Origin of the sequence: Streptomyces sp. NPDC050564 (assembly GCF_044457265.1) — a bacterium.
GTDB lineage: Bacteria > Actinomycetota > Actinomycetes > Streptomycetales > Streptomycetaceae > Streptomyces.
Map to the genome: position 1 here is coordinate 97,928 of NZ_JBITGS010000023.1, position 19,964 is coordinate 117,891.

General features: G+C 69.8%; 15 protein-coding genes. 9 read left to right on the top strand and 6 right to left on the bottom strand.

The genetic code is table 11. The features are described 5' to 3' along the window. The first annotated feature begins 72 nt into the window (after positions 1-72). Positions 73-2,385: a glycosyl hydrolase family 95 catalytic domain-containing protein gene (locus ACIBK0_RS32235; RefSeq protein WP_399087660.1), complete on the top strand. Its 2,313-nt coding sequence runs from the start codon at positions 73-75 to the stop codon at positions 2,383-2,385. Between the two features lie 80 nt (positions 2,386-2,465). On the opposite strand, the gene ACIBK0_RS32240 is transcribed toward ACIBK0_RS32235, so the two are convergent. Then, positions 2,466-3,701, bottom strand: coding sequence for an SGNH/GDSL hydrolase family protein (locus ACIBK0_RS32240; protein WP_399087662.1), 1,236 nt, complete (start codon positions 3,699-3,701; stop codon positions 2,466-2,468). Between the two features lie 140 nt (positions 3,702-3,841). Between ACIBK0_RS32240 and ACIBK0_RS32245 the strand changes: the two genes are divergently transcribed. After that, positions 3,842-4,210 carry a PPOX class F420-dependent oxidoreductase gene (locus tag ACIBK0_RS32245; RefSeq protein WP_399087664.1) on the top strand — a complete coding sequence of 123 codons (369 nt, stop codon included), beginning with the start codon at positions 3,842-3,844 and terminating at the stop codon, positions 4,208-4,210. A gap of 199 nt (positions 4,211-4,409) precedes the next feature. Continuing rightward, positions 4,410-5,150 (top strand): Type 1 glutamine amidotransferase-like domain-containing protein, encoded by a 741-nt coding sequence (locus tag ACIBK0_RS32250; protein ID WP_399087666.1) that lies wholly within the window; start codon positions 4,410-4,412, stop codon positions 5,148-5,150. A 190-nt stretch (positions 5,151-5,340) separates the two neighbouring features. Here the strand turns inward: ACIBK0_RS32250 and ACIBK0_RS32255 are convergent, their stop codons facing one another. The 5 genes from ACIBK0_RS32255 to ACIBK0_RS32275 all read right to left on the bottom strand — a co-directional run bounded on the left by ACIBK0_RS32255 (position 5,341) and on the right by ACIBK0_RS32275 (position 12,555). Continuing rightward, a complete protein-coding gene (locus tag ACIBK0_RS32255; RefSeq protein ID WP_399087669.1) occupies positions 5,341-6,783 on the bottom strand; it encodes a DNA-3-methyladenine glycosylase 2 family protein in 1,443 nt (480 codons plus the stop codon). Positions 6,784-7,011: 228 nt separating this feature from the next. Beyond that, the gene (rsgA, locus tag ACIBK0_RS32260; RefSeq protein ID WP_399087671.1) at positions 7,012-8,172 is read right to left on the bottom strand and encodes a ribosome small subunit-dependent GTPase A; all 1,161 of its coding nucleotides are present in this window, start codon (positions 8,170-8,172) and stop codon (positions 7,012-7,014) included. A gap of 306 nt (positions 8,173-8,478) precedes the next feature. Beyond that, positions 8,479-9,963, bottom strand: a complete 1,485-nt coding sequence (locus tag ACIBK0_RS32265) for a cellulose binding domain-containing protein (protein ID WP_399087673.1) — start codon at positions 9,961-9,963, stop codon at positions 8,479-8,481. Positions 9,964-10,501: 538 nt separating this feature from the next. Further along, on the bottom strand, positions 10,502-11,821 hold the full coding sequence (locus ACIBK0_RS32270) for a radical SAM protein (RefSeq protein WP_399087675.1): 1,320 nt from the start codon (positions 11,819-11,821) through the stop codon (positions 10,502-10,504). A gap of 71 nt (positions 11,822-11,892) precedes the next feature. Further along, positions 11,893-12,555, bottom strand: coding sequence for a pyridoxamine 5'-phosphate oxidase family protein (locus ACIBK0_RS32275; protein WP_399087677.1), 663 nt, complete (start codon positions 12,553-12,555; stop codon positions 11,893-11,895). Between the two features lie 194 nt (positions 12,556-12,749). Between ACIBK0_RS32275 and ACIBK0_RS32280 the strand changes: the two genes are divergently transcribed. The 6 genes from ACIBK0_RS32280 (at position 12,750) to ACIBK0_RS32305 (ending at position 19,957) form a co-directional block, all read left to right on the top strand. Continuing rightward, positions 12,750-13,604 (top strand): alpha/beta fold hydrolase, encoded by an 855-nt coding sequence (locus ACIBK0_RS32280; protein ID WP_399087679.1) that lies wholly within the window; start codon positions 12,750-12,752, stop codon positions 13,602-13,604. 447 nt (positions 13,605-14,051) lie between these two features. After that, positions 14,052-15,302 carry an FAD-binding protein gene (locus ACIBK0_RS32285; RefSeq protein WP_399087681.1) on the top strand — a complete coding sequence of 417 codons (1,251 nt, stop codon included), beginning with the start codon at positions 14,052-14,054 and terminating at the stop codon, positions 15,300-15,302. Positions 15,303-15,394: 92 nt separating this feature from the next. Next, positions 15,395-16,624, top strand: coding sequence for an ROK family transcriptional regulator (locus tag ACIBK0_RS32290; RefSeq protein WP_399087683.1), 1,230 nt, complete (start codon positions 15,395-15,397; stop codon positions 16,622-16,624). A gap of 194 nt (positions 16,625-16,818) precedes the next feature. Continuing rightward, complete coding sequence (locus ACIBK0_RS32295; RefSeq protein ID WP_399087685.1) at positions 16,819-18,081, top strand: ABC transporter substrate-binding protein; 1,263 nt, start codon at positions 16,819-16,821, stop codon at positions 18,079-18,081. Between the two features lie 20 nt (positions 18,082-18,101). Beyond that, the gene (locus ACIBK0_RS32300) at positions 18,102-19,067 is read left to right on the top strand and encodes a carbohydrate ABC transporter permease (RefSeq protein WP_399087687.1); all 966 of its coding nucleotides are present in this window, start codon (positions 18,102-18,104) and stop codon (positions 19,065-19,067) included. Next, a complete protein-coding gene (locus tag ACIBK0_RS32305; RefSeq protein ID WP_399087689.1) occupies positions 19,064-19,957 on the top strand; it encodes a carbohydrate ABC transporter permease in 894 nt (297 codons plus the stop codon). The genes ACIBK0_RS32300 and ACIBK0_RS32305 overlap by 4 nt, the downstream gene beginning before the upstream one ends. Positions 19,958-19,964: the final 7 nt, after the last annotated feature.

The following is a 19,964-nucleotide window of genomic DNA, read 5'->3' on the forward strand; positions in this document are numbered from 1 at the left end:
GGATAGCTCCGATGAATCATCCTGCGTACGTTGCCGCATGAGCCGCCAGTCGAAGAGCCGTCAGGAGACGCGATGCCCAGCCCGTCCAGACGTACCGTGCTCGCCACCGGACCCGCCCTCGGCGGGACGCTGCTCGCCGGAGGCCTGCCCGCGCAGGCGAGGGCAGCCGTCCCCGAGGGCGCCGCCGATCCCTGGCGCACCGTCCTCGACGACGCCGACCTCGTCTGGCAGCGGATGCCGAAGACCTGGTACGAGGGGCCGTACCTCGGCAACGGCTTCCTCGGCTCCGGGATCTACGCCGAGCCGGGCGCCGATGCCGAATCCTTTTCGGCCGTACGCTTCAACGTGCAGCACTCCGAGGTGCAGGACCACCGCCCGGAGTTCGGCTCGCTCTTCGGGCTCGCCCGGCTGCCCCTCGGCTACTTCACGCTGGAGCCGGTCGGCACCATCACGGGACTTGACTGGCGGCTCCGGCTGCGCGACGCCGAGCTGACCGGGACGCTCACCACGGACCGGGGCACGCTGACACTCCGCGCACTGGTGCACAACTCCCGCTCGGTCCTCGCCGTCGAGGTGACACCGAGCGAGGGCGAGCGCGACTTCCGGTGGGTGTTCCATCCGGCGGACGCGATCAGCCCGCGCGCCGCCTTCAAACCGCTGCCGGACGGCTACCAGGGCAACCCGGCCGCCGAGGTCGCCGAGCACGACGGCGTCCTGGCCGCCGTACAGCCGCTGCTGTCGGGCGGACAGCACGCGACCGCCTGGCGCGAGCGCACGCGCGGTGCCACCCGCACGCTGTACGTCCATGTCGCGCACTCGTACCCGACGTCCACGGCGCTGGACCGGGCGCTCGCCACCGTGCGCGGGGCTTCGGCGTTGCCGTACGACCGGCTGGCGCAAGCACATCGCGCCTGGTGGAACGCCTACTACCGCAAGAGCTTCCTCTCGCTCCCCGACGCGCGCATCCAGCGTTTCTACTGGATCCAGCTGTACAAGACGGCGTCCGCCGCCCGCCGGGACGCGCCCGTGATGGCCACCAGCGGGCCCTGGCTGGAGTCCACGCCCTGGCCCAACACCTGGTGGAACCTGAACGTGCAGCTGGAGTACTGGCTGATCCAGGGCTCGAACCATCTCGAACTCGACGCGGTGACAAGGGCGTTGAGCGAGTACCGGGACAACCTGTTCAAGGAGGTCGCGGAACGGTACCGCGGTGACTCGCTGGGCATCCCGCGCACCACGGACCCCCACCTCGTCAACGGCGCGGCGGGCACCCTCACCGGCTACGGCGTCGGCATCCCCGGCCAGGATCCGCCCACTCCCGAGGTCGGCAACCTCACCTGGGCCCTGCACAACGTCTGGCTCAGCTACCGCCACACCATGGACGAGTCGATTCTCCGCGACGTCCTGTTCCCCCTGCTGCGGAAGGCGATCAACTACTACCTGCACTTCCTGGAGCCGGGCGCGGACGGCAAGTTGCATCTTCCGGCCACCTTCTCCCCCGAGTACGGCGGCAACACGCGCGACTGCAACTACGACCTGATGCTGCTGACCTGGGGCTGCCGGACCCTGCTGGAGTCGGCCGAACTCCTCGGCATCGACGACGAGCTGGCGCCGCGCTGGCGCGAGGTGCTGGCCAAGCGGGTGGCGTATCCCACCGACGCCAACGGGTTCATGATCGGCGCGGACATTCCCTTCGCGAAGTCGCACCGCCACTACTCGCATCTGCTCGCGGTGTACCCGCTGTACGAGCTGACCGGCCGCACACCCGACGAACGGGCCCTGATCGAGAAGTCGTTGGCACACTGGGTCGGCTTCGAGGGCGCCCTTCAGGGCTACACCTTCACCGGCGCGGCCTCGATGTCCGCGCTGCTCGGCAAGGGCGAGGACGCGCTCGGGTACCTGGGTGAGCTGATGACCCGCTTCATCCAGGCCAACACCATGTACAAGGAGTCGGGCCCGGTCATCGAGACCCCCCTCTCGGCCGCCCAGTCCCTGCACGACATGGTCTGCCAGTCGTGGGGCGGCGTCGTCCGCGTCTTCCCCGCACTGCCCGCCGCCTGGTCGGACCTGACGGTCCACAACTTCCGTACGCAGGGTGCCTTTCTGCTCTCGGCGGTACGCGAAAGCGGGGCCACCCGCTGGGTCCGACTGGTCAGCGAGGCGGGTGCCCCCTGCGTCGTACGGCATGGCATCACGGGCCCCGTCGAGGTGCGGGACGCACGCGGGCGAGCCCTGCGGTACTCCGACGCGGGCGACGGCGCGATCCGCATCGCCCTGCGCAAGGGCGAGACGGCGCTCATCACGGCGAAGGGGGACCGGCCGGACCTGACGATCGCGCCGGTCGAGCCGAACGAAGCGGCACCCAGGTGGGGACTGCCCGTTTGAGGATTTCTGGAGATGCCTGGGCTCGGTCGTCACACTCCCGTCCGCTCTCCGGGAGGACGAAGTGAGTGTGACGACAGGCCCTATGGGGCGAGCGTCGTCAGGTCGATCGTGTCGGCCATTGCCTTCATGCCCGCGTCGTTGAAGTGGAGGTGGTCGCCGGGGTCGTAGGCGGGGCGGATGCGGTTCGGGTGGGACGGGTCTCGGACGGTGGCGTCGAAGTCCGCGACCGCGTCGAAGAGGCCGCGCGGGCGGATGACGGCGTTGACCGACTGCCGCACGGCCTCACGGGCCCGGGTGTACGCGGCGTGACCGCCGTACGGGGGGAGCGTTGCGCCGATGACGCGGATGCCGCGGGCATGTGCGTGGCGCACGATGCGGCGGTACGCGTCCTCGATGGCGCCGGGATCCGTCTGCTCGGGGGTGCCCTTGATGTCGTTGATGCCCTCCATCACGATCACCGCGCGTACGCCGGTGCGGGAGAACACATCGGCGTCCAGGCGGGACAGGGCGCTGGGGCCGCGGCCGTCGAGCAGGACGCGGTTTCCGGCGATCCCAGCGTTCAGGACGCCGAGGCGGCGGTGGGGCGGGAGGCGGCGCAGACGGTCGGCGAGCCGGTCGGGCCAGCGGTGGTTGGCGCTGAACGTCGAGCCGGTGCCGTCGGTGATGGAGTCGCCGAGCGTGACCACGCTGCCCACGACGGCCGAGCCGAGCACGTCGACGCCGGTCACGTAGTACCAGTTCCCCAGGGTGCCGGTGTACGCGCTGCCGCTTTCCTCGGCGGTGCGATTGCCCTTGCGGGCCAGGAAGTTGGTCTGGAGGGCGGAGCGGTGATAGGTCGCCGGGCCCGAGTCGGCGGGGGTGTGGAGCGAGATCAGGAGGTTGGCGTCGGCAGGGACCTGGAGGGCGACGGGGTCGCTGACCAGGTCTCTGCCCGCGGGGATCGTCACCGATCCGGCGCCGGCGAAGGTGACCGTACGCATCGAACCGGGGACGGCCCGCGGGCTTCTGGGCGCGTCCGACTGCTGCAACGCCACCGTCACGGCGTCGAGTTGCAGCGGTGCCGTGCCGAGCCGATTGGAGAGCCGGACGCGAGCGGCGCGGCCGCCGACGCTGGTGTGCACCACATTGCGGATCGAGGCGCCGGGCAGCGCGGGGGCGGTGCCGGAGGCGGCGGCTTCCCAGGTGCCGGTCCAGATCCGGCTCGGCGTGGGGACGGCCCGGCCGGGCTCGGACTCGGCGAGCGCGGTCGGCGGGGTGAGCACCAGGGAGGTCACCAGGGCTGCCAGGAGATGCCGGACCTTGATCGCGCGCGTCATGGGAGCATGGCTTCCCTGCCCGTCGGCCCCCTCAACGCACCGTCACCCCAATGGACGCGCCCGTACGACGTCCCCGTACTCCCCTGGACCTAGGACCAGCATCCGATGCAATCGCGGCGCGGGAGTGTTTGGCTGCTGTCATGACCGAATTCAGCGCGGCCGAGCGCGCCTACCTCAAGACGCAGCGGCTGGGACGGCTGGCCACCGTCGACCCCCACGGGCAGCCGCAGGCGAACCCCGTCGGCTTCTTCCCGCAGGAGGACGGGACGATCCTGATCGGCGGCTACTCGATGGGCGCCACGAAGAAGTGGCGCAACCTGCAGAAGAACCCGAAGGTCGCCCTCGTCGTCGACGACATCGTCAGCCTCGCGCCGTGGAAGGTCAGAGGCGTCGACATTCGAGGAGAGGCCGAACTCCTCACCGGTCCGCACGAGTTGGGTCCGCACTTCAGCGAGGAGCTGATCCGCATCCACCCGAAGCGGATCCACAGCTGGGGGCTCGAGGACTGAGCGGCCTGGTGGATGCGGATGAGGTCGTTGAAGATCGCGGCGGGCCGCGCTCGTTGGAGATCGTGGTGGACCGGGTCCGTCGGAGATCGGGCGGATCGGCCCCGTCGAAGATCGCACTGGATCGGGCCCGTCCAAGATCGGTTCGGAACAGCCCCGTTGAAGATCACGTGGCGTCGCGGCCTTGGTAAGGTCGCGATCCATGACCGCCACCGAGCCCACCATCCTTGCCACTTCGGGTGGTCACCGCGTCGGAGACCGCACCAGGGTGACCTTCGACGCCCTCGTCCACCATGCCGTGGACCTGGCGGGGGTTCAGGGGCGCCGTCCGCGCGTCATGTACATCGGGACAGCGATCGGCGACGCCGAGCACTTCACCACGCGCATGAGCGAGGCGGCCCGCGTGGCGGGCTTCGACCTGACCCCGCTCCACCTCTTTCCCATGCCGAACCTCAAGGACATCGAGGGATCGGTGCTCGAACAGGACGTCGTGTGGGTCATGGGCGGCTCGGCGGCGAACCTGCTCGCCGTATGGCGCGTCCACGGACTCGACGCGATCTTCCGGCGCGCGTGGGAAGCCGGGGTCGTGCTCAGCGGGGTGAGCGCCGGGTCGATCTGCTGGTTCCGGGGTGGCACCACGGACTCCTTCGGCCCCGAACTGCGCCCGCTCACCAACGGCCTCGGATACCTGCCCTACGGCAACGGCGTCCACTACGACAGCGACCAGGGCCGCCGCCCGCTGGTCCACCGGCTGGTCGCCGACGGCACACTGCCCGTCACCCACTGCACGGACGACGGCGTGGGGCTGGTGTACCGGGGCACCCAACTCGTCGAGGCGGTCACGGAGATACCGGGCAAGGGCGCATACGTGGTCAGGCGCGAGGGAGGCTCGGCGGTCGAGGAACGGCTGGAGCCACGTCTGCTGCCATCGCCGCAGAGCTAGTGCCCCAGCAGGCGACGTTCGCCCCGTCGCGACGCCCGGCACGCCCTTTCGCCGCACCGGCCGAAAGCCCAAGTACGTCCAGTACGAGGACTTCCGGCCGGCACTCCCCCAACCTTCGGCCGGGGGGACCCCCAGAGCACACACCGGACGCCGCTCCTCGACGGGCAAACGTTGCCCGCCGGGGCACTGGTCAGTTCACCCGGTGCCGCGCCAACTCGCCTTCGACCCTGAGGTGTTGCACGGCGTAGGAACGCCAGGGGCGCCAGGCATCCGGAACATCCTCGCCGGGCGGGGCCACGTCGGGGTCGCCGAGGGCACGGGCACGGATGACGGCGACGGTGGATTCGTCCAGACCCGGCAGCGCGAGCAGCGTCCCCTGCGCGTCGTCACGGTCGGCGCCCGCGTCCAGCCGCAGGGTGCCGTCGGCGAGGGCGGTGGCCAGGGCACCGAGGGTTCCGTCCGGCCCGGCCTCCGCGAGGACGGCCGGTTCCGGGAACACATGGGTGAGCGTGCCGCACGGAGCGTCCAGCGCCTTCCCGTACCGCCCGACCAGCCGCTCGGCCTTCGCCGTCCCCACCAGCGCGCGCACCGCCAGTTCGTCGGGGTCGGCGGCGCCCGGCGAACGCAGGCCCGGACGCGCGGCGACCAACGGTCCGAGCCGCGCGTCGGCTGCCAGCCGCTCGTCGACGGCATACGGATCGGCATCGAGGTCGAACAGCCTGCGCAACCGCTGGACGGCGGTGGTGAGATCACGGAGATCGGTGAGGTGGAGACGGGCGTCGAGCCAGCCGCCGGGGTGGGCGCCGTCGCTGGGAGCACTGCGGCCCCGGCTTCCGCCCGGCCGCTCGTCGACCGCGACGATTCCCGTGCCGTACGGGAGCCGGAGTGTGCGCCGGTACGTGCGTCGGCCACGGGTGCCGCTGACGTCCTCGATCCCGGCGATCGCCTCGCCGGCGAGGAGGTCGAAGACGGCGGTGGACTGGTACGGCCCCCGGTGGGCGAGGCGGATGGGGATCCCGGCGGTGGGCGTGGCCGCACGCCGGGCGGCGGAGGCGGTGCGCGGGGCGGCGGCACGCAGCTCGCTCGGTGTCGAGGCGTACACCGCGCGGATCGTGTCGTTGAACTGGCGCACACTGGCGAACCCGGCGGCGAACGCGATCTGCGTGACCGGGAGGTCGGTGGTCTGGAGCAGTACCCGCGCGGTGTGGGCGCGCTGGGCGCGGGCCAGTGCGACGGGGCCCGCGCCGACCTCCGCGGTGAGCTGCCGCTGCACCTGGCGGGCGCTGTATCCCAGGCGGACCGCGAGGCCTCCGACACCCTCGCGGTCAACCACCCCGTCGCCGATCAGGCGCATGGCCCGCCCGACCACGTCGGCCCGTACATTCCATTCCGCGGACCCCGGCACGGCGTCCGGCCGGCACCTGCGGCACGCCCGGAACCCCGAGCTCTGCGCCGCGGCGGCCGTCGCGTAGAACCGCACATTCCGCCGCTTCGGCGTCACCGCGGGGCAGCTGGGCCGGCAATAGATCCCGGTGGTCTCGACAGCGAAGAAGAACTCCCCGTCGAACCGGGCATCCCGACTCCGCACCGCCTCGTACCTGGTGTCCTCATACCTGGCGTCTTCGTCGATCACCCTTCCAGTGTGGGGGCTCGCGAGCGACGGGGCTGGCGGAAATCGGACATGGCGTTGGGTTTCCTCGGCCCCCGCCGTCCTTACCCGTCCCGTACCTGGGGGGCTTCGCCCCCGGACCCCCAGGGTTGTTCTTTCGGTGCGGGCCGGTGGGGGCGTGTCGCGCAGTTCCCCGCGCCCTTGAAGGGGCGCGGGGAACTGCGCGCGAACCAAATCCGCCTCGGCCCCGGGCTACTGCCAACGCCCCCGCTTGGCCTCCATGGCAGCCCGTCCCTCCGCCCCCTTCCGCTTCCAGTCCCGTCGGATCTCGGCCCGCAGCCGCGCGTCCGTCTTGGCGACGATCCGCTGGTTCTCGCGCAGCAGCTTGCGATAGCTGTCGATACGGCGTACGGGAAGGGCGCCGGAGTCCACGGCGGCGAGCACGGCGCAGCCGGGCTCGGCACCATGCGCACAGTCCTGGAAGCGACACTGCGCGGCCAGTTCCTCGATCTCGGCGAAGACCTGACCGACACCGCTCTCGGCGTCCCAGAGGCCGACGCCCCGTAGTCCCGGCGTGTCGATGAGGATGCCCCCGCCCGGCAGGACGAGGAGGTTGCGGGTCGTCGTGGTGTGCCGGCCCTTGCCGTCCATGTCACGCGTGGCCTGCACATCCATGGCGTCCTCGCCGAGCAGCGTGTTCGCGAGGGTCGACTTCCCCGCTCCGGACTGGCCGAGGAGGACCGAGGTACCGCCGGCGAGGACGGCCTCCAGGACATCGAGGCCCGCACTCGTCGTGGAGCTGACCGCCAGCACCGGCACACCCGGCGCCGTCGACTCGACGTCCTGGACGAGATGCCCCAGCGTCGCCGCGTCCGGCACGAGGTCGGCCTTGGTGAGGACGACCACGGGGTGTGCGCCGGACTCCCGGGAGACTGCCGACTCATGCAGCAGGGCCTCACCACTCGAACAGGACATGGCCAGCGCCAGGAACCGCTCGATCCGCCCGAGGTCCAGTTCGGCCGCGAGCGACACACAGATGACGACGTGATCGATGTTGGTGGCCAGCACCTGGCCCTCGGACCGCTTGGACGACGTCGAGCGCACGAAGGCGGTACGGCGTGGCAGCAGTGTCCGCACGTACCGCGGGTCGCTGCCTTCGGGGTCGACGGCGACCCAGTCCCCCGTGCACACCACCTTCATCGGGTCACGCGGGACAACGAACTCGGTGTCGGCACGGACGGTGCCGACGGGGGTGACAACGTCGCACTGGCCGCGGTCGACACGTACGACACGGCCGGGCAGGAGACCCTGCTCGGCGTATGGAGCGAACTCCGCTTCCCATCCCTCGTCCCAGCCGTACGGGGCCAGAGGGTGCGACGAAGCGGAAGAAGCCGAAAGAGAAGAGAGATTCAAGGGGAACCCTTCACAGGGGGCCCCGGCCGCGCGCACTCAAAGGCGCGAAGAAGCAGGAAGGATCAGCCGGAGACCACGGAGGTGGAGTGGATGAACTTCTGGTTGCGGGCAGCGCCCATCACAGAGACAGCCATCGGTCACACCTCCCGTTTCTCATTCGGCAGCCGGCAGCGGCCAACAGCCACTGCGTGAAGCGGACGTCAGCCTAGAGGCGTCCGCATTCCGGCGCCATCGGTTTTAACCGTCGATCCGCGCGATGCCGCTCGGACAGCCGGTGCCCCCGCGAACGAGCGTGGCCGAGCACGCTCACTCCACGCTCGTACAACTCCCGCCGTTCAGCGTGAAGCCCCCAGGCACCGAGTTCCCGTCCCGCCAGGAGGCGAGGAAACCGACCGCGAAAGTGCCCCCCGCGGCGACCGACTTGTTGTAGTCGGCGGCGGTGGCGGTCACGTGGGAGTCGTGTTGGGTGAAGGTGCCGTCCCACATCTGGGTGACGCGTTGGCCGTCATGGAAGGTCCATGCGATCTGCCAGGTGCCGAGGGCCTTGGCGGAGGTGACGGTGACGGTGGCCTGGAAGCCGTCCGGCCATTGATTGACGATCTCGTACTTCACCTTGCAGGACGACGATGCGCTCTTTGTGGGGTGCGTGGGCGTGTGGGGCGTCTCGGCGGGAGACGTGGACGTGCCCTGGGGTTCTGGGTCGGGATTCGTCTCGGTGTCGGTCGTCGAGTCCGACGGTTGGGGGGAGACCAGGGAGCCCGCGGGACGCGTGGTGGCCGCGGGCGACGAGACGCCCGGGTCCGCCACGGGCTGCCGGTCCGCCGAGTCGCCGCGCGCGGCGGCGCCCCCGTCCTTGGAACCGTCGAACGGCATCAGCGAGACCGTGAGCGCCAGCGCCGACACGATGACGGCCGCGACCAGGAGCCCGGTCCGGCCGATCCGGGGTGCCGCCACCTTGCCCTCGGCAAGACCCGTGTCCACGGCCGCGTCCGTACGCCCGCCCGCAAGACCCGCCTCGGCGGCCCGGTGCCGTCGCTCCAGATAGGCGAGGCCGCCCCAGCCGATCACCCCGCCCGCGAGCGCCGCGGGCAGCCCGCCGCCGTGCAGCCGCAGACAGGCAGCCGCTTCCGCGCAGTCGACGCACCGGGCGAGATGCCGGGAGAGATCCTCGGGCGTCTCGGCGCCGGGCGAGCGGGTGACCGCGTCGAGGAGCCGAGCGTAGCTGCGGCAGTTGGCGTCCATCGGCGTGTCGAGGTGGTTGCGATGGCATCGGTCCCTGAACAGCGCCCGCACCTGGGCGAGTTCTTCGGCCGCGGCCGCAGGGTCGAGGCCGAGCCGCCGGGCCACCGCGGGCAGCGGCAGCGACTCGACCTCGGCGAGCCACAGCAGTGCCGCGTCCGGTTCCTGCAGGTCCCTCAGGCCGCGCAGCGCGAGCGGGCGGTGCAGCGGCGGGCCGGTGTAGCGGCCGGCCTTCTCGGAGTTGAGCCACAGCCTCAGGTCGGGGTCGAGCCGGTGGCCCTGCCCATGCGCCTCCCAGACGGCGGCCGTGGTCCGAACCGACGTCAGCAGCAAGGGAATCCGGGGCAGCCGCAGCGCCCGGCGGCCGGTACTCTTCGGTCCCGAACCGACGGCGCGCGCCTCGCGGATGCCGTGGGTGAACGCCTCGGTGGCCAGCTGGGTGGCCGCGTCGGAACCGGACGTGCACAGATCGGCGTACGACAGAACCGCGTCCCAGCACTCCGAGAACCGCGCGGCCTCGGCGGCGTCCTGAGGGGTCGGCAGGTCAGGCATGGGGGGCTCCTGCATCCGCTGCTTCCATGTGCAAACTCATGCAACGCCCAACTCGGTTATGGGACGCGGGAGTTGGGCTCCGTTCTCACGACGGGGCCCGAGCCTTTCACGGTTTCCGCACAACTGACAAGCGACGTATTCAAATGATGGGGCAAGCGGTTGCATCGCACCCGGTGGTGCGCTGCAACCGAATCCGTCCCGCCCTCTGGCGGTCTCTACCGGCCCTTCCGCTCGGCGGCCACGACCCGGCAGCCCGGGCCCCGGGCATCCCGAGTGTTATACGGAAGGAAGGCCAGAACGTATCGATCCCCGTCCACCGTGGCGAGCGTCCTCTGCTCGCCCGCGGACGGGGACCGGGGGCCGGGGTGGCGAGCGTCCCCTGCCCGCCCGCGGACCTGGACCTGGACCTGGGGCCGGGATGCGGGCCTCGCGGACGCGGCACCGCCGTCCACCCCGAGGGCGGCGGGGCAGGCGGGAATCGCTCGAGCGGGGAGGTACCCCCCATCGTCCTGCGCCGCCTGAGGCGGCGAGGAACGGATCACACCTGGGACGGCTCCTGTGCGGGAAGACTGTCCATGAAGGAGCTGACGGAGAAGACCGCGTTCCCCGGTCCGGGCGGGCCGTATCCGGGCGGGGAGGAGAGGCCGAAGTCCTCCATCGTGGAGCGGTACGCCTCCAGGAGACGGATGTGGTACTCCAGCGGCGCGCCCTGCGGGTTGGCCTTGCCGAGCGGAGTCGTCGGCTCCGGGCACCACGTGGTGAAGCGGGGCGTGATGCCGTGCGACATGAAGAAGCGCAGCCCCTCGGTCGTCGAGGCGATGGCCTCGTCGACGGTGGTGAAGCCGAACGGCTCGGCCATCTCCACGCCCGCCACGAAGTTGGGGATCACATTGCGCGCGCCGAAGATCTCCGCCGAGTCGAGGATGCGCTTGTGCCACTCGTCGCGGCCCACGTAGCGCTCCTTGCCCGGGCAGTACAGCTCGAAGAGACGCCGGTCCCACACTTCGTAGTTGGGGTGGTAGATCTGCACCCCGTAGTCCTTGAAGCGCTGGACGTCGTCGCGTGGCAGCGCCTGGGCGACGACCTTGCCGATCCACCGCCCGGGGAAGCGCTCCTCGATGGCCTTGGCGTAGTGCCCGTAGAAGTCGGCCTCGTCGCGTCCGGCAACCGTCTTGGTGATCGCGCCGCCGGTGAGCGTGTAGGCGGTGGACGCCTTGGCGGTGTCGTACCGATCGATGATCTCGAGCGCTTCCAGGACCTCTTCGACGTCCTTCACACCGGTGTACGGGCGGCCCGCCGCCTTGTGCTGGCGCCAGTTGTGGTTGATGTCGCAGTACTGGCACTCCTCCTTGGCGCCGAAGTACTGGCAGACCCGGAAGACGGTGAGGTAGATGAGGTACCCCCACTGGATCGTCGGGGCCACCTCCATCACGGACTTCCCGTTGGACAGGGTGTGCCGGTAGTACTCGGGCATCGGGGGCACCCCGACGTCCGAGATCCGCTTCCCGTCGAGGTAGAGCCCGAGCACGCCGTCCTCGTCGGCGGCCACGCGATACGGCGAGGACGGGTTGACGCGTACGGACACCACGGTCCGCCGCAGGTCGTACGGGCCGCCCGTGAGGATGATCTCCTCGGGCGGGCGCCGCAGCGCGGCCTCGCCCAGCTCGGGCAGGGTGCCGTGGTCGAAGGAGAAGATGAAGTACGACTTCGGCTTGACCTCACCGCTCTCGTTGTCACTGAGGGCGGAGGCGTCGAAGGCCACACCCCCGCGGAGCAGGTCCTCTTTGAAGACGGCTTCCCGCGGCACGTGCGGGAACCGCTCCATCAGATCCTCGACCAGCGCGGTGCGGCTGCCCATCCCGTTCTCCTCGCTCCCGACCTGCTTCGTCTGCCGTGCTCGACTCCTCACGTTATGCCCCTGCTCGGACATCAGCCCTGCCGGGTCCCCTCGCGCCGCACGATGTGCGCCGGCGGGGCCATGTCCGGCGGCAGCAGCGGGTCTGCCTCGGGCGCGCCCCAGGTCGAGGTCAGCGGCAGGGTTCCGGCCCACAGACCGAGCTCGCCGTCCGGCCCGTCGCCATCGTCCGGGGCGCCGGTGCGGATCTTCACCGAGGCCTCTTCGAGGGACAGCGCGAGCAGGGTCGTCGCGGCCAGCTCCTTGCGGCTGGGCGCCCGTGCGTAGTCCCACTGGCCGGGCGTGGCGTGCTCGGTGAGCCGCCGCAGGCCGTCGGTCTTCTCGTCCGGGTCGGTCACCTTGCGGGGTACGCCGTGGATCATCGCGCTGCGGTAGTTCACTCCGTGCTCGAACACCGAGCGGGCCAGCACGAGCCCGTCGACATGCGTGACGGTGACACACACCGGAGCACCGGCCGCGAGACTCCGGCTGGCCACCGACCCGTGCACGTACAGCTGCTGCTCGTCCCGCCCGTACACGGTCGGCACCACCAACGGCCGCCCTGCGACGATCACGCCGAGGTGGCAGATGAATCCCGCGTCGAGGATCGCGTCCAGGTCGGCACGATCCAGGCTGCCCTGCTCGCGGAGACGACGGTGGCGGGTGAGGTCGGTTTCGGGAAGAGGTCCGTACGTCATGGACCGGACGCTATCGATATCACAAGCCAATGATCTATGAATTTGCTGAATCAGTGACATCAAATCGCTCGAACGACGAAATCCGCAATCCGGTCGGCGCTTCTTCCACCATGCCCGCCACCGTGCTCCTGGGATGGGGAGGGCGCTGGAGAACTCTGTTGCTCCGCCCGAACGCCCCTGACAAAGTCGTGGCCATGCCCACCTTCTCCGCGCACGACGGGACCGAGCTGGCGTACCACGTGTGCGGCGACGGTCCTCCGGTGATCTGCCTTCCCGGCGGACCGATGCAGGACTCCGCGTACCTCGGCGACCTCGGTGGCCTCTCAGCGCACCGGCAGCTGATCATGCTGGACCTTCGGGGAACCGGCGGGTCGGCGACACCGGAGGACCCCGCCTCCTACCGCTGCGACCGGCTCGTCGACGACGTGGATGCTCTGCGCGAGCACCTGGGCCTCGACCGGATGGACCTGCTCGCACATTCCGGCGGTACGAATCTGGCCGTGCTGTATGCGGCACGCCGTCCCGAACGAATCGGCAGACTCGCGCTGATCACGCCGAGCGTGTACGCCGTCGGCATCACGATCACACCTGAGGTCCGGCGCGAGACGGCACTGCTCCGCCGGGATCAGCCGTGGTTCCCGGCGGCCTTCGCAGCCCTGGAAGCGATCGTCGCCGGCAAGGCGACGGCCGACTCCTTCGAGGCCATCGCCCCCTTCTGGTACGGCCGCTGGGACGAGACGGCTCGCACGCATCGGGCCGCCGAGGACGGGCACAAGAACATGGAGGCCGCGGCCGTCTACGGCTCCGAGGGCGCGTTCACTCCGGACACCACCCGTGCCGCGCTCGCCCGGTTCGCGTCACCGGTCCTCGTACTGGCCGGCGAGGTCGACCTGAATTCCCCTCCGCGCGCCGTGGCCGAACTCGCCGAGCTGTTCCCGCGCTCCGAACTGGTCATCCAGCCCGGGGCGGGACACTTCCCGTGGCTGGACGACGCGGACGGTTTCGTGACGACCATCACGGCATCGTCTTTCAGCCCGTCCGGTACTTGAGGACAAGGCCGTCAAGACCGATCGGGAGCTTGGGGGCTCGGCCCCCCCAAGGTGGGCGCACCCCCCGAGGTCGGCGCAGCCCCCGAGGCCGGCGCAGCCCCCGAGGTCGGGAACGGGCAGGGGCGGCGGGGGCGAATTCCCTCCTCACGCAGCCCGCTCCAACCCGTCCCCGTCAACCCGAAACTCCAACTCTCGCCCCACCACCAGCCGTTCGACCTCTTCCACCACCGTCAGACCCAGCCGAGCGACCTCATTACGCGCTCGGGCAAGGAGATGACCTTCCGACTTGGTGACGTCGGCGACAGTAACCGCTCTCCACCGTGGGAGTGGCCATGTGAGAGGGTCAATGGACGGGCCGGCGGGGTGGACCTCCCGGCGAGGTACCGTCCCCCGGTGGCCGTCGAAAACCGGCCGCGGACGGCGACTTCCCGGGGAGGGACGACAGGGATGACAGAGACCCTGACCAACTGGGCCGGCAACATCACGTACACGGCCAAGGAACTGCACCGGCCGCACTCGCTCGAAGCGCTCCGAGCACTGGTCGCGGACAGCGCCCGGGTGCGGGTGCTGGGCAGCGGCCACTCCTTCAACGAGATCGCCGAGCCGGGCGCCGACGGTGTACTGCTCTCCCTGACCGGTCTGCCACCCGCCGTGGACGTCGACACGGCGGCCCGTACGGTACGGGTCTCCGGCGGCGTCCGGTACGCCGAACTCGCCCGCCGGGTGCACGAGCACGGGTTCGCGCTCCACAACATGGCGTCCCTCCCGCACATCTCCGTGGCCGGCTCGGTGGCGACCGGCACGCATGGCTCGGGGGTGACGAACGGTTCACTCGCCTCCGCCGTACGGGAGGTGGAGCTCGTCACCGCGGACGGCTCGATCGTGACGATCGGCCGGGGCGAGAAGCGCTTCGACGGAGCCGTGACCTCGCTGGGCGCGCTCGGTGTCGTCACCGCGCTCACCCTGGACCTGGAGCCGGAGTTCGAGGTGAGCCAGCACGTCTTCACCGAACTCCCCCTGGCGGGACTGGACTTCGAGACGGTCGCGGCGACGGCGTACAGTGTGAGTCTGTTCACCGACTGGGGACGGCCGGGCTTTCGTCAGGTGTGGCTCAAGCGGCGCACCGACCAGCCGCTGCCGGACTTCCCGTGGGCCGCGCCGGCGACCGAGGCGATGCACCCGGTGCCGGGGATGCCCGCGCGGAACTGCACCGAGCAGTGCGGCGTCCCGGGCCCCTGGCACGAGCGGCTCCCGCATTTCCGGGCCGAGTTCACCCCGAGCAGCGGGGCCGAGCTGCAGTCCGAGTATCTGCTGCCGCTCTCGGACGCCACGGCCGCGCTGCATGCCCTCGACGCGATCCGCGGGACCATCGCGCCCGTGTTGCAGATCTGCGAGGTGCGGACCGTGGCCGCCGATGGCCAGTGGCTGAGCCCTGCGTACGGGCGGGATACGGTGGCGCTGCACTTCACGTGGGTGGCGGACACCGAGGCCGTACTGCCGGTGGTGCGGCAGGTCGAGGAGGCGCTGGAGCCGTTCGATCCCCGGCCGCACTGGGGCAAGGTGTTCACGGTGCCGCCGACGGTGCTGCGCGGGCGGTATCCGCGGGTCGGCGAGTTCAGGGCGCTGGTGGAGTCGCTCGACCCGGCCGGCACGTTCACCAACGCCTTCGTGGGGGACTTTCTCCACCCCCTTTCCTAACCCCTTGTCGAAATTCCCTCACAGGCCATAGCCTTTTCCGGCGCCGGGGCCGAGGGGTCCCGGGCATGACCTGGAGGGGCCGGGGGAGTCCAATGAGGCGCGGCACATCACGCGACATCCGCACCGCGAACCGCTACGAGGTGCTGCGCCAGATCATCGCCGAATCGCCCACCTCCCGGCAGGAGTTGGCGGCAGCGACCGGGCTCAGTCTGGCCACGGTCGCCACGCTCGTCGGTGAGCTGCTCGACCTGAGGATGCTGACCGAGGTCGGCTTCGAGGACTCCGCGGGTGGCCGCCCGCGGGGCCTCGTCGCCGTCAACGCGGCGGGGGGCGCGTTGATCGGCGTCGACATCGCGGAGACCTATGTACGCGTCGAGCTGTTCGACCTGGCGCTGAACGTGCTTGCCCGCGCCGACGAGGACATGCGCCCCGGCGAGAGCCGACCGGAGCAGGTCGTCGGGCATGTCGCGGCGGCTGTCGGTTCGGTGGTCGCGCAGGCCGGCGTCGAAGGCGCGCGCGTCCTCGGCGTAGGCGTCAGCGTGCCCGGCCAGGTGGACCGCGAGGGCGGGGTCTGCGAGTACGCCCCGAACTGGGACTGGCACGACGTGCCGCTGCTCGACCTGCTCGCCGAGCACATCGCCTACCCCCTTTATCTCGACAATCCGCTGCGCGCCTGCGCCGTGGCCGAGCTCTGGTTCGGCGCGGCCCGCGGGCGCGGGGACGCCGTGGTCGTCAATCTGGGCACGGGCGTCGGCGCCGGGCTCGCGCTCGGCGGCGGTCTGCACCGCGGAGTCAGCAACAGCGCCGGCGAGTGGGGCCATACGACGCTGGTCCTGGACGGGCGGCTGTGCCACTGCGGCAACCACGGCTGTGTGGAGACGTATGTGGGGGCGCCCGGAATCATGCTGAATCTGCGGGAGTTGAGCCCCCGCAGCACGCTGCTGCACCCCGAGGACCAGACCGCCACGATCGACGCGCTCGCCCAGGGCGTCGCCGCGCAGGATCCGGTGGCGCTCAAGGTCGTGCGGGACACCGCCCGTTACCTCGGTGCCGGCATCTCCGACCTGGTCAACCTTCTCAACCCCGAGGTGGTCGTGCTCAGCAGCTGGGTCGCGGCCACGCTCGGCGAACCGCTGCTGAACGAGGTGCGCGAGGCCGTCGCCCGACACGCGCTGAAACGACCGTACGCGGCCACCGAGATCGTCCTGTCCCCCATTCCCACCGATCCGGTCTGCCTCGGGGCCGCGACGTTCGCCCTGGAAGGGGCACTTCAGTCGGTCGGCCAGCGACCCGCCAAGCGCACCACCTGGTCCAAGCAGTAACGCATCAAGGTGAGTCAGCGGTGCGGGCCGCTGATACGGCGGCCCGCGGCTCCCTCATGTCCGGCATCCCGAACAACGCGCAACGCTTCGGACAGACTTCGTCCAACCCCTTGCCGAAGCCTTAGGCGAAGGTTAACGTCCCGCACCGCACAGCGAATTCGAGCCGCAGCCGTACTCGAGACAAGGACGTCACCATGTCGGCAATGAGCAGCAACTGGGACCGCCGATCAGTACTCCGGGCCGCCGCGGGCCTGTCCGCCGCCGGCGCGCTGGCCGCGTGCGGCAGCAACAACGGGCGCTCCGGTGGCGGGAGTTCGGGCAAGAGCCTGGTGCAGTACTTCCACGCCTACGGCGAGTCCGGCACGGAGCAGGCCATCAAGAAGTACGCGAAGGCCTACGACAAGGCCGCCGTGACCACGCAGTGGATCACCGGCTCCGACTTCGAGAGCAAGCTGTTCGCGACGCTGCTCACCAAGAACGCGCCCGACCTCTTCGAGTTCCACCCGCAGATCCAGCTCGTCAAGAGCGGCCAGGTGGCGGACCTGACGGACATCATCGACCCGGTGAAGGACGACTTCAATCCGGCCGACATCAAGTCACACACGGTCGACGGCAAGATATACGGCGTCCGGATGATCGACGACCCGCAGTTCTTCTTCTACCGCCCCTCGCTGCTGGAGAAGGCCGGCGTGAAGGTGCCGACCACGCTCGACGAACTGATCGAAGCGGCCGCCAAGCTCACCACGGGCAAGGTCAAGGGCCTGTTCCTCGGCAACGACCTGCACGCAGTGATCAACCCGATGATCTGGTCGGCCGGCGCCGACACCCTCGACGAGAAGAACCAGATCGCCTACCACACCGACGGCGTCATCGACGGCATCAAGAAGATGCGCAAGCTGTTCACCAGCGGCGACCTGCTCCTCGACGCCCCCGCTGACTACTGGGACCCCTCCGCGCTCAACCAGGGGCTGTGTGCCATGCAGTTCTGCGGCATGTGGGCGATGCCGCAGTTCCAGCAGACGCTCGGCGACGACATCGGGATCTTCCCCTTCCCGAAGGTCACGGACGACGGCAAGCCCTCTGTCTACAACGGTGGTTGGTCGATGTTCGTCAACGCCAAGGGCGAGAACGTCGACCTGGCCAAGGAGTACGTGAAGTGGCTGTGGATCGATCAGAAGAAGTACCAGGAGGACTGGGCCACCTCGTACGGCTTCCACATCCCGCCCCGCACCTCCATCGCCCAGTCCGCCACCAAGCTCAAGTCGGGTCTGCCCGCCGAGGGCGTCAAGCTCTTCAACGAGTACGGCCACTTCGACAACATCGGCTGGACCCAGGCCATGATCACCGCCCTCGAGGACGTCTTCGCCGACTCCGTCCGCAAGGGCGGCGACCCGGGGGCCGCTCTCGACAAGGCCGACAAGACGGTCGACCGCGAGCTCAAGAAGCTCTTCGGATAGACCGCCGGACGGACCGAGACATGTCGACGACCACTACGCGCGACCTCGCGCGCCCCGCCCCGGCCAAAGCCTCCAAGGGCCGGCCGCGGCGGGGTCTGCGGGGCAGCCGCACCTTCAACTTCTGGCTCTTCACCAGCCCGTTCCTCATCGGCTTGGTGATCTTCGTCTACGTCCCCATCGGCTGGAGCATCTGGCTCAGCTTCTTCGAGGCGCGCTTCACCGTCACACCGGACAAGTTCGTCGGGTTCGACAACTACCGGTTCATGCTGGACAACAACAACTTCGTCGGAGCCCTCGGCACCTTCACCGTCTTCGCCGCGTTCATCGTGCCGACGACCTGGGCCCTTTCGCTGGGCCTGGCGATGCTGGTGAACCGGCTGCGCTTCATGCGCGCCTTCTTCCGCTCGGTCTTCTTCCTGCCGACCGCGTGCAGCTATGTCGCCGCCTCGCTGATCTGGAAGATGTCCATCTTCAATGGCGTCCGCTTCGGCCTGGCGAACACCGTCCTCGGCTGGTTCGGCGTGGAGAACACCGCCTGGCTCGCCAACCCCGACCCGCCCTGGTACTGGCTGGTCATCCTCACCGCGCGCCTGTGGCTGCAGTCCGGCTTCTACATGATCCTGTTCCTGGCCGCGCTGCAGAACATCCCGCAGGAGCTCTACGAGGCCGCCGCGATCGATGGCGCCAAGCCGGGCTGGCAGACCTTCCGCCACATCACGCTCCCCCAGCTGAGGGCGACCTCGACGGCCGTGGTCCTGCTGCTGCTCGTGGCCGCTTACCAGGCCTTCGACGAGTTCTTCAACCTCCTGTCGAAGACCACCTGGGGCCGGCCGCCGCTCGTCGAGCTGTACTACACCGCCCTGGGCCAGAACCAAGACTACGGCGCGGGCAGCGCGGGCGCGGTCATGCTGACGCTGCTGATCGTCGTCGTGACGCTGTTCCAGGGCAAGATCATGGGCCTCGGAAGGGGTGACGAGTCCAAGTGACCACGACCGCACCCGAGATGAGAAAGACCGGAACGTCGGCCACCCGGCCACGCCGCTCCGGGCGCGGCGGCGTCATGAGCTCCACCGGCCTGTACATCGGCACCGGCATCGCCGCCTTCCTCTTCCTGGTCCCCTTCTATCTGCTGGTCCGCAACGCCCTTTCCACCGACCCCGACATCACCGGCGAGAACTGGAAGTTCTTCCCCACGGACATCCAGTGGGGCAACATCACCGAGCCGTTCCACGACACGACGGTCGACTTCGGCCAGTCGATGGTGAACTCCCTGGTCGTCGGCACCCTGCACACCATCGGCACTCTGCTGGTGTGCTCGCTGGCCGGCTACGGCCTGGCCCGCATCCCCTACCGGCACGCCAACAAGATCTTCTACGCCGTCCTGTTCACCCTGATGGTGCCGGCCGCCGTCACCTTCGTCCCGAGCTTCGTGCTGGTCTCGTCCCTCGGCTGGGTGGACAGCTACCGAGGTCTCATCATTCCGGGCCTCTTCAGTGGTTTCACCTGCTTCCTCTTCCGGCAGTACTTCCTCGGGTTCCCGAGGGAGCTGGAGGAGGCGGCACGCGTGGACGGGCTCGGCTACTGGGGCGCGTACTGGCGGGTCGTCGTACCCAACTCGCTGAACTTCTTCGCCGCGATCGCGACGATCACGTTCATCAACGGCTGGAACGCCTTCCTGTGGCCGCTGGTCATCGGCCAGGACCCGAGCGCCTGGACCGTCCAGGTCGCGCTCTCCTCGTACATGACCAACCAGACCGTCAACTACCACCTGATCTTCATGGCGACCGCCATTTCCATCCTGCCCCTGTTGTTCGTGTTCCTCTTCCTCCAGCGCTGGCTGGTGCAGGGGATCGCGCAGACCGGCATCAAGGGCTGAGCTAGGA

Excerpts from the sequence above, each read along its gene's own strand:
- ACIBK0_RS32235 (WP_399087660.1), top strand. The coding sequence starts at position 73 with ATGCCCAGCCCGTCCAGACGTACCGTGCTCGCCACCGGACCCGCCCTC.
- ACIBK0_RS32240 (WP_399087662.1), bottom strand. The coding sequence starts at position 3,701 with ATGACGCGCGCGATCAAGGTCCGGCATCTCCTGGCAGCCCTGGTGACC.
- ACIBK0_RS32245 (WP_399087664.1), top strand. The coding sequence starts at position 3,842 with ATGACCGAATTCAGCGCGGCCGAGCGCGCCTACCTCAAGACGCAGCGG.
- ACIBK0_RS32250 (WP_399087666.1), top strand. The coding sequence starts at position 4,410 with ATGACCGCCACCGAGCCCACCATCCTTGCCACTTCGGGTGGTCACCGC.
- ACIBK0_RS32265 (WP_399087673.1), bottom strand. The coding sequence starts at position 9,963 with ATGCCTGACCTGCCGACCCCTCAGGACGCCGCCGAGGCCGCGCGGTTC.
- ACIBK0_RS32270 (WP_399087675.1), bottom strand. The coding sequence starts at position 11,821 with ATGGGCAGCCGCACCGCGCTGGTCGAGGATCTGATGGAGCGGTTCCCG.
- ACIBK0_RS32275 (WP_399087677.1), bottom strand. The coding sequence starts at position 12,555 with ATGACGTACGGACCTCTTCCCGAAACCGACCTCACCCGCCACCGTCGT.
- ACIBK0_RS32280 (WP_399087679.1), top strand. The coding sequence starts at position 12,750 with ATGCCCACCTTCTCCGCGCACGACGGGACCGAGCTGGCGTACCACGTG.
- ACIBK0_RS32285 (WP_399087681.1), top strand. The coding sequence starts at position 14,052 with ATGACAGAGACCCTGACCAACTGGGCCGGCAACATCACGTACACGGCC.
- ACIBK0_RS32290 (WP_399087683.1), top strand. The coding sequence starts at position 15,395 with ATGAGGCGCGGCACATCACGCGACATCCGCACCGCGAACCGCTACGAG.
- ACIBK0_RS32295 (WP_399087685.1), top strand. The coding sequence starts at position 16,819 with ATGTCGGCAATGAGCAGCAACTGGGACCGCCGATCAGTACTCCGGGCC.
- ACIBK0_RS32300 (WP_399087687.1), top strand. The coding sequence starts at position 18,102 with ATGTCGACGACCACTACGCGCGACCTCGCGCGCCCCGCCCCGGCCAAA.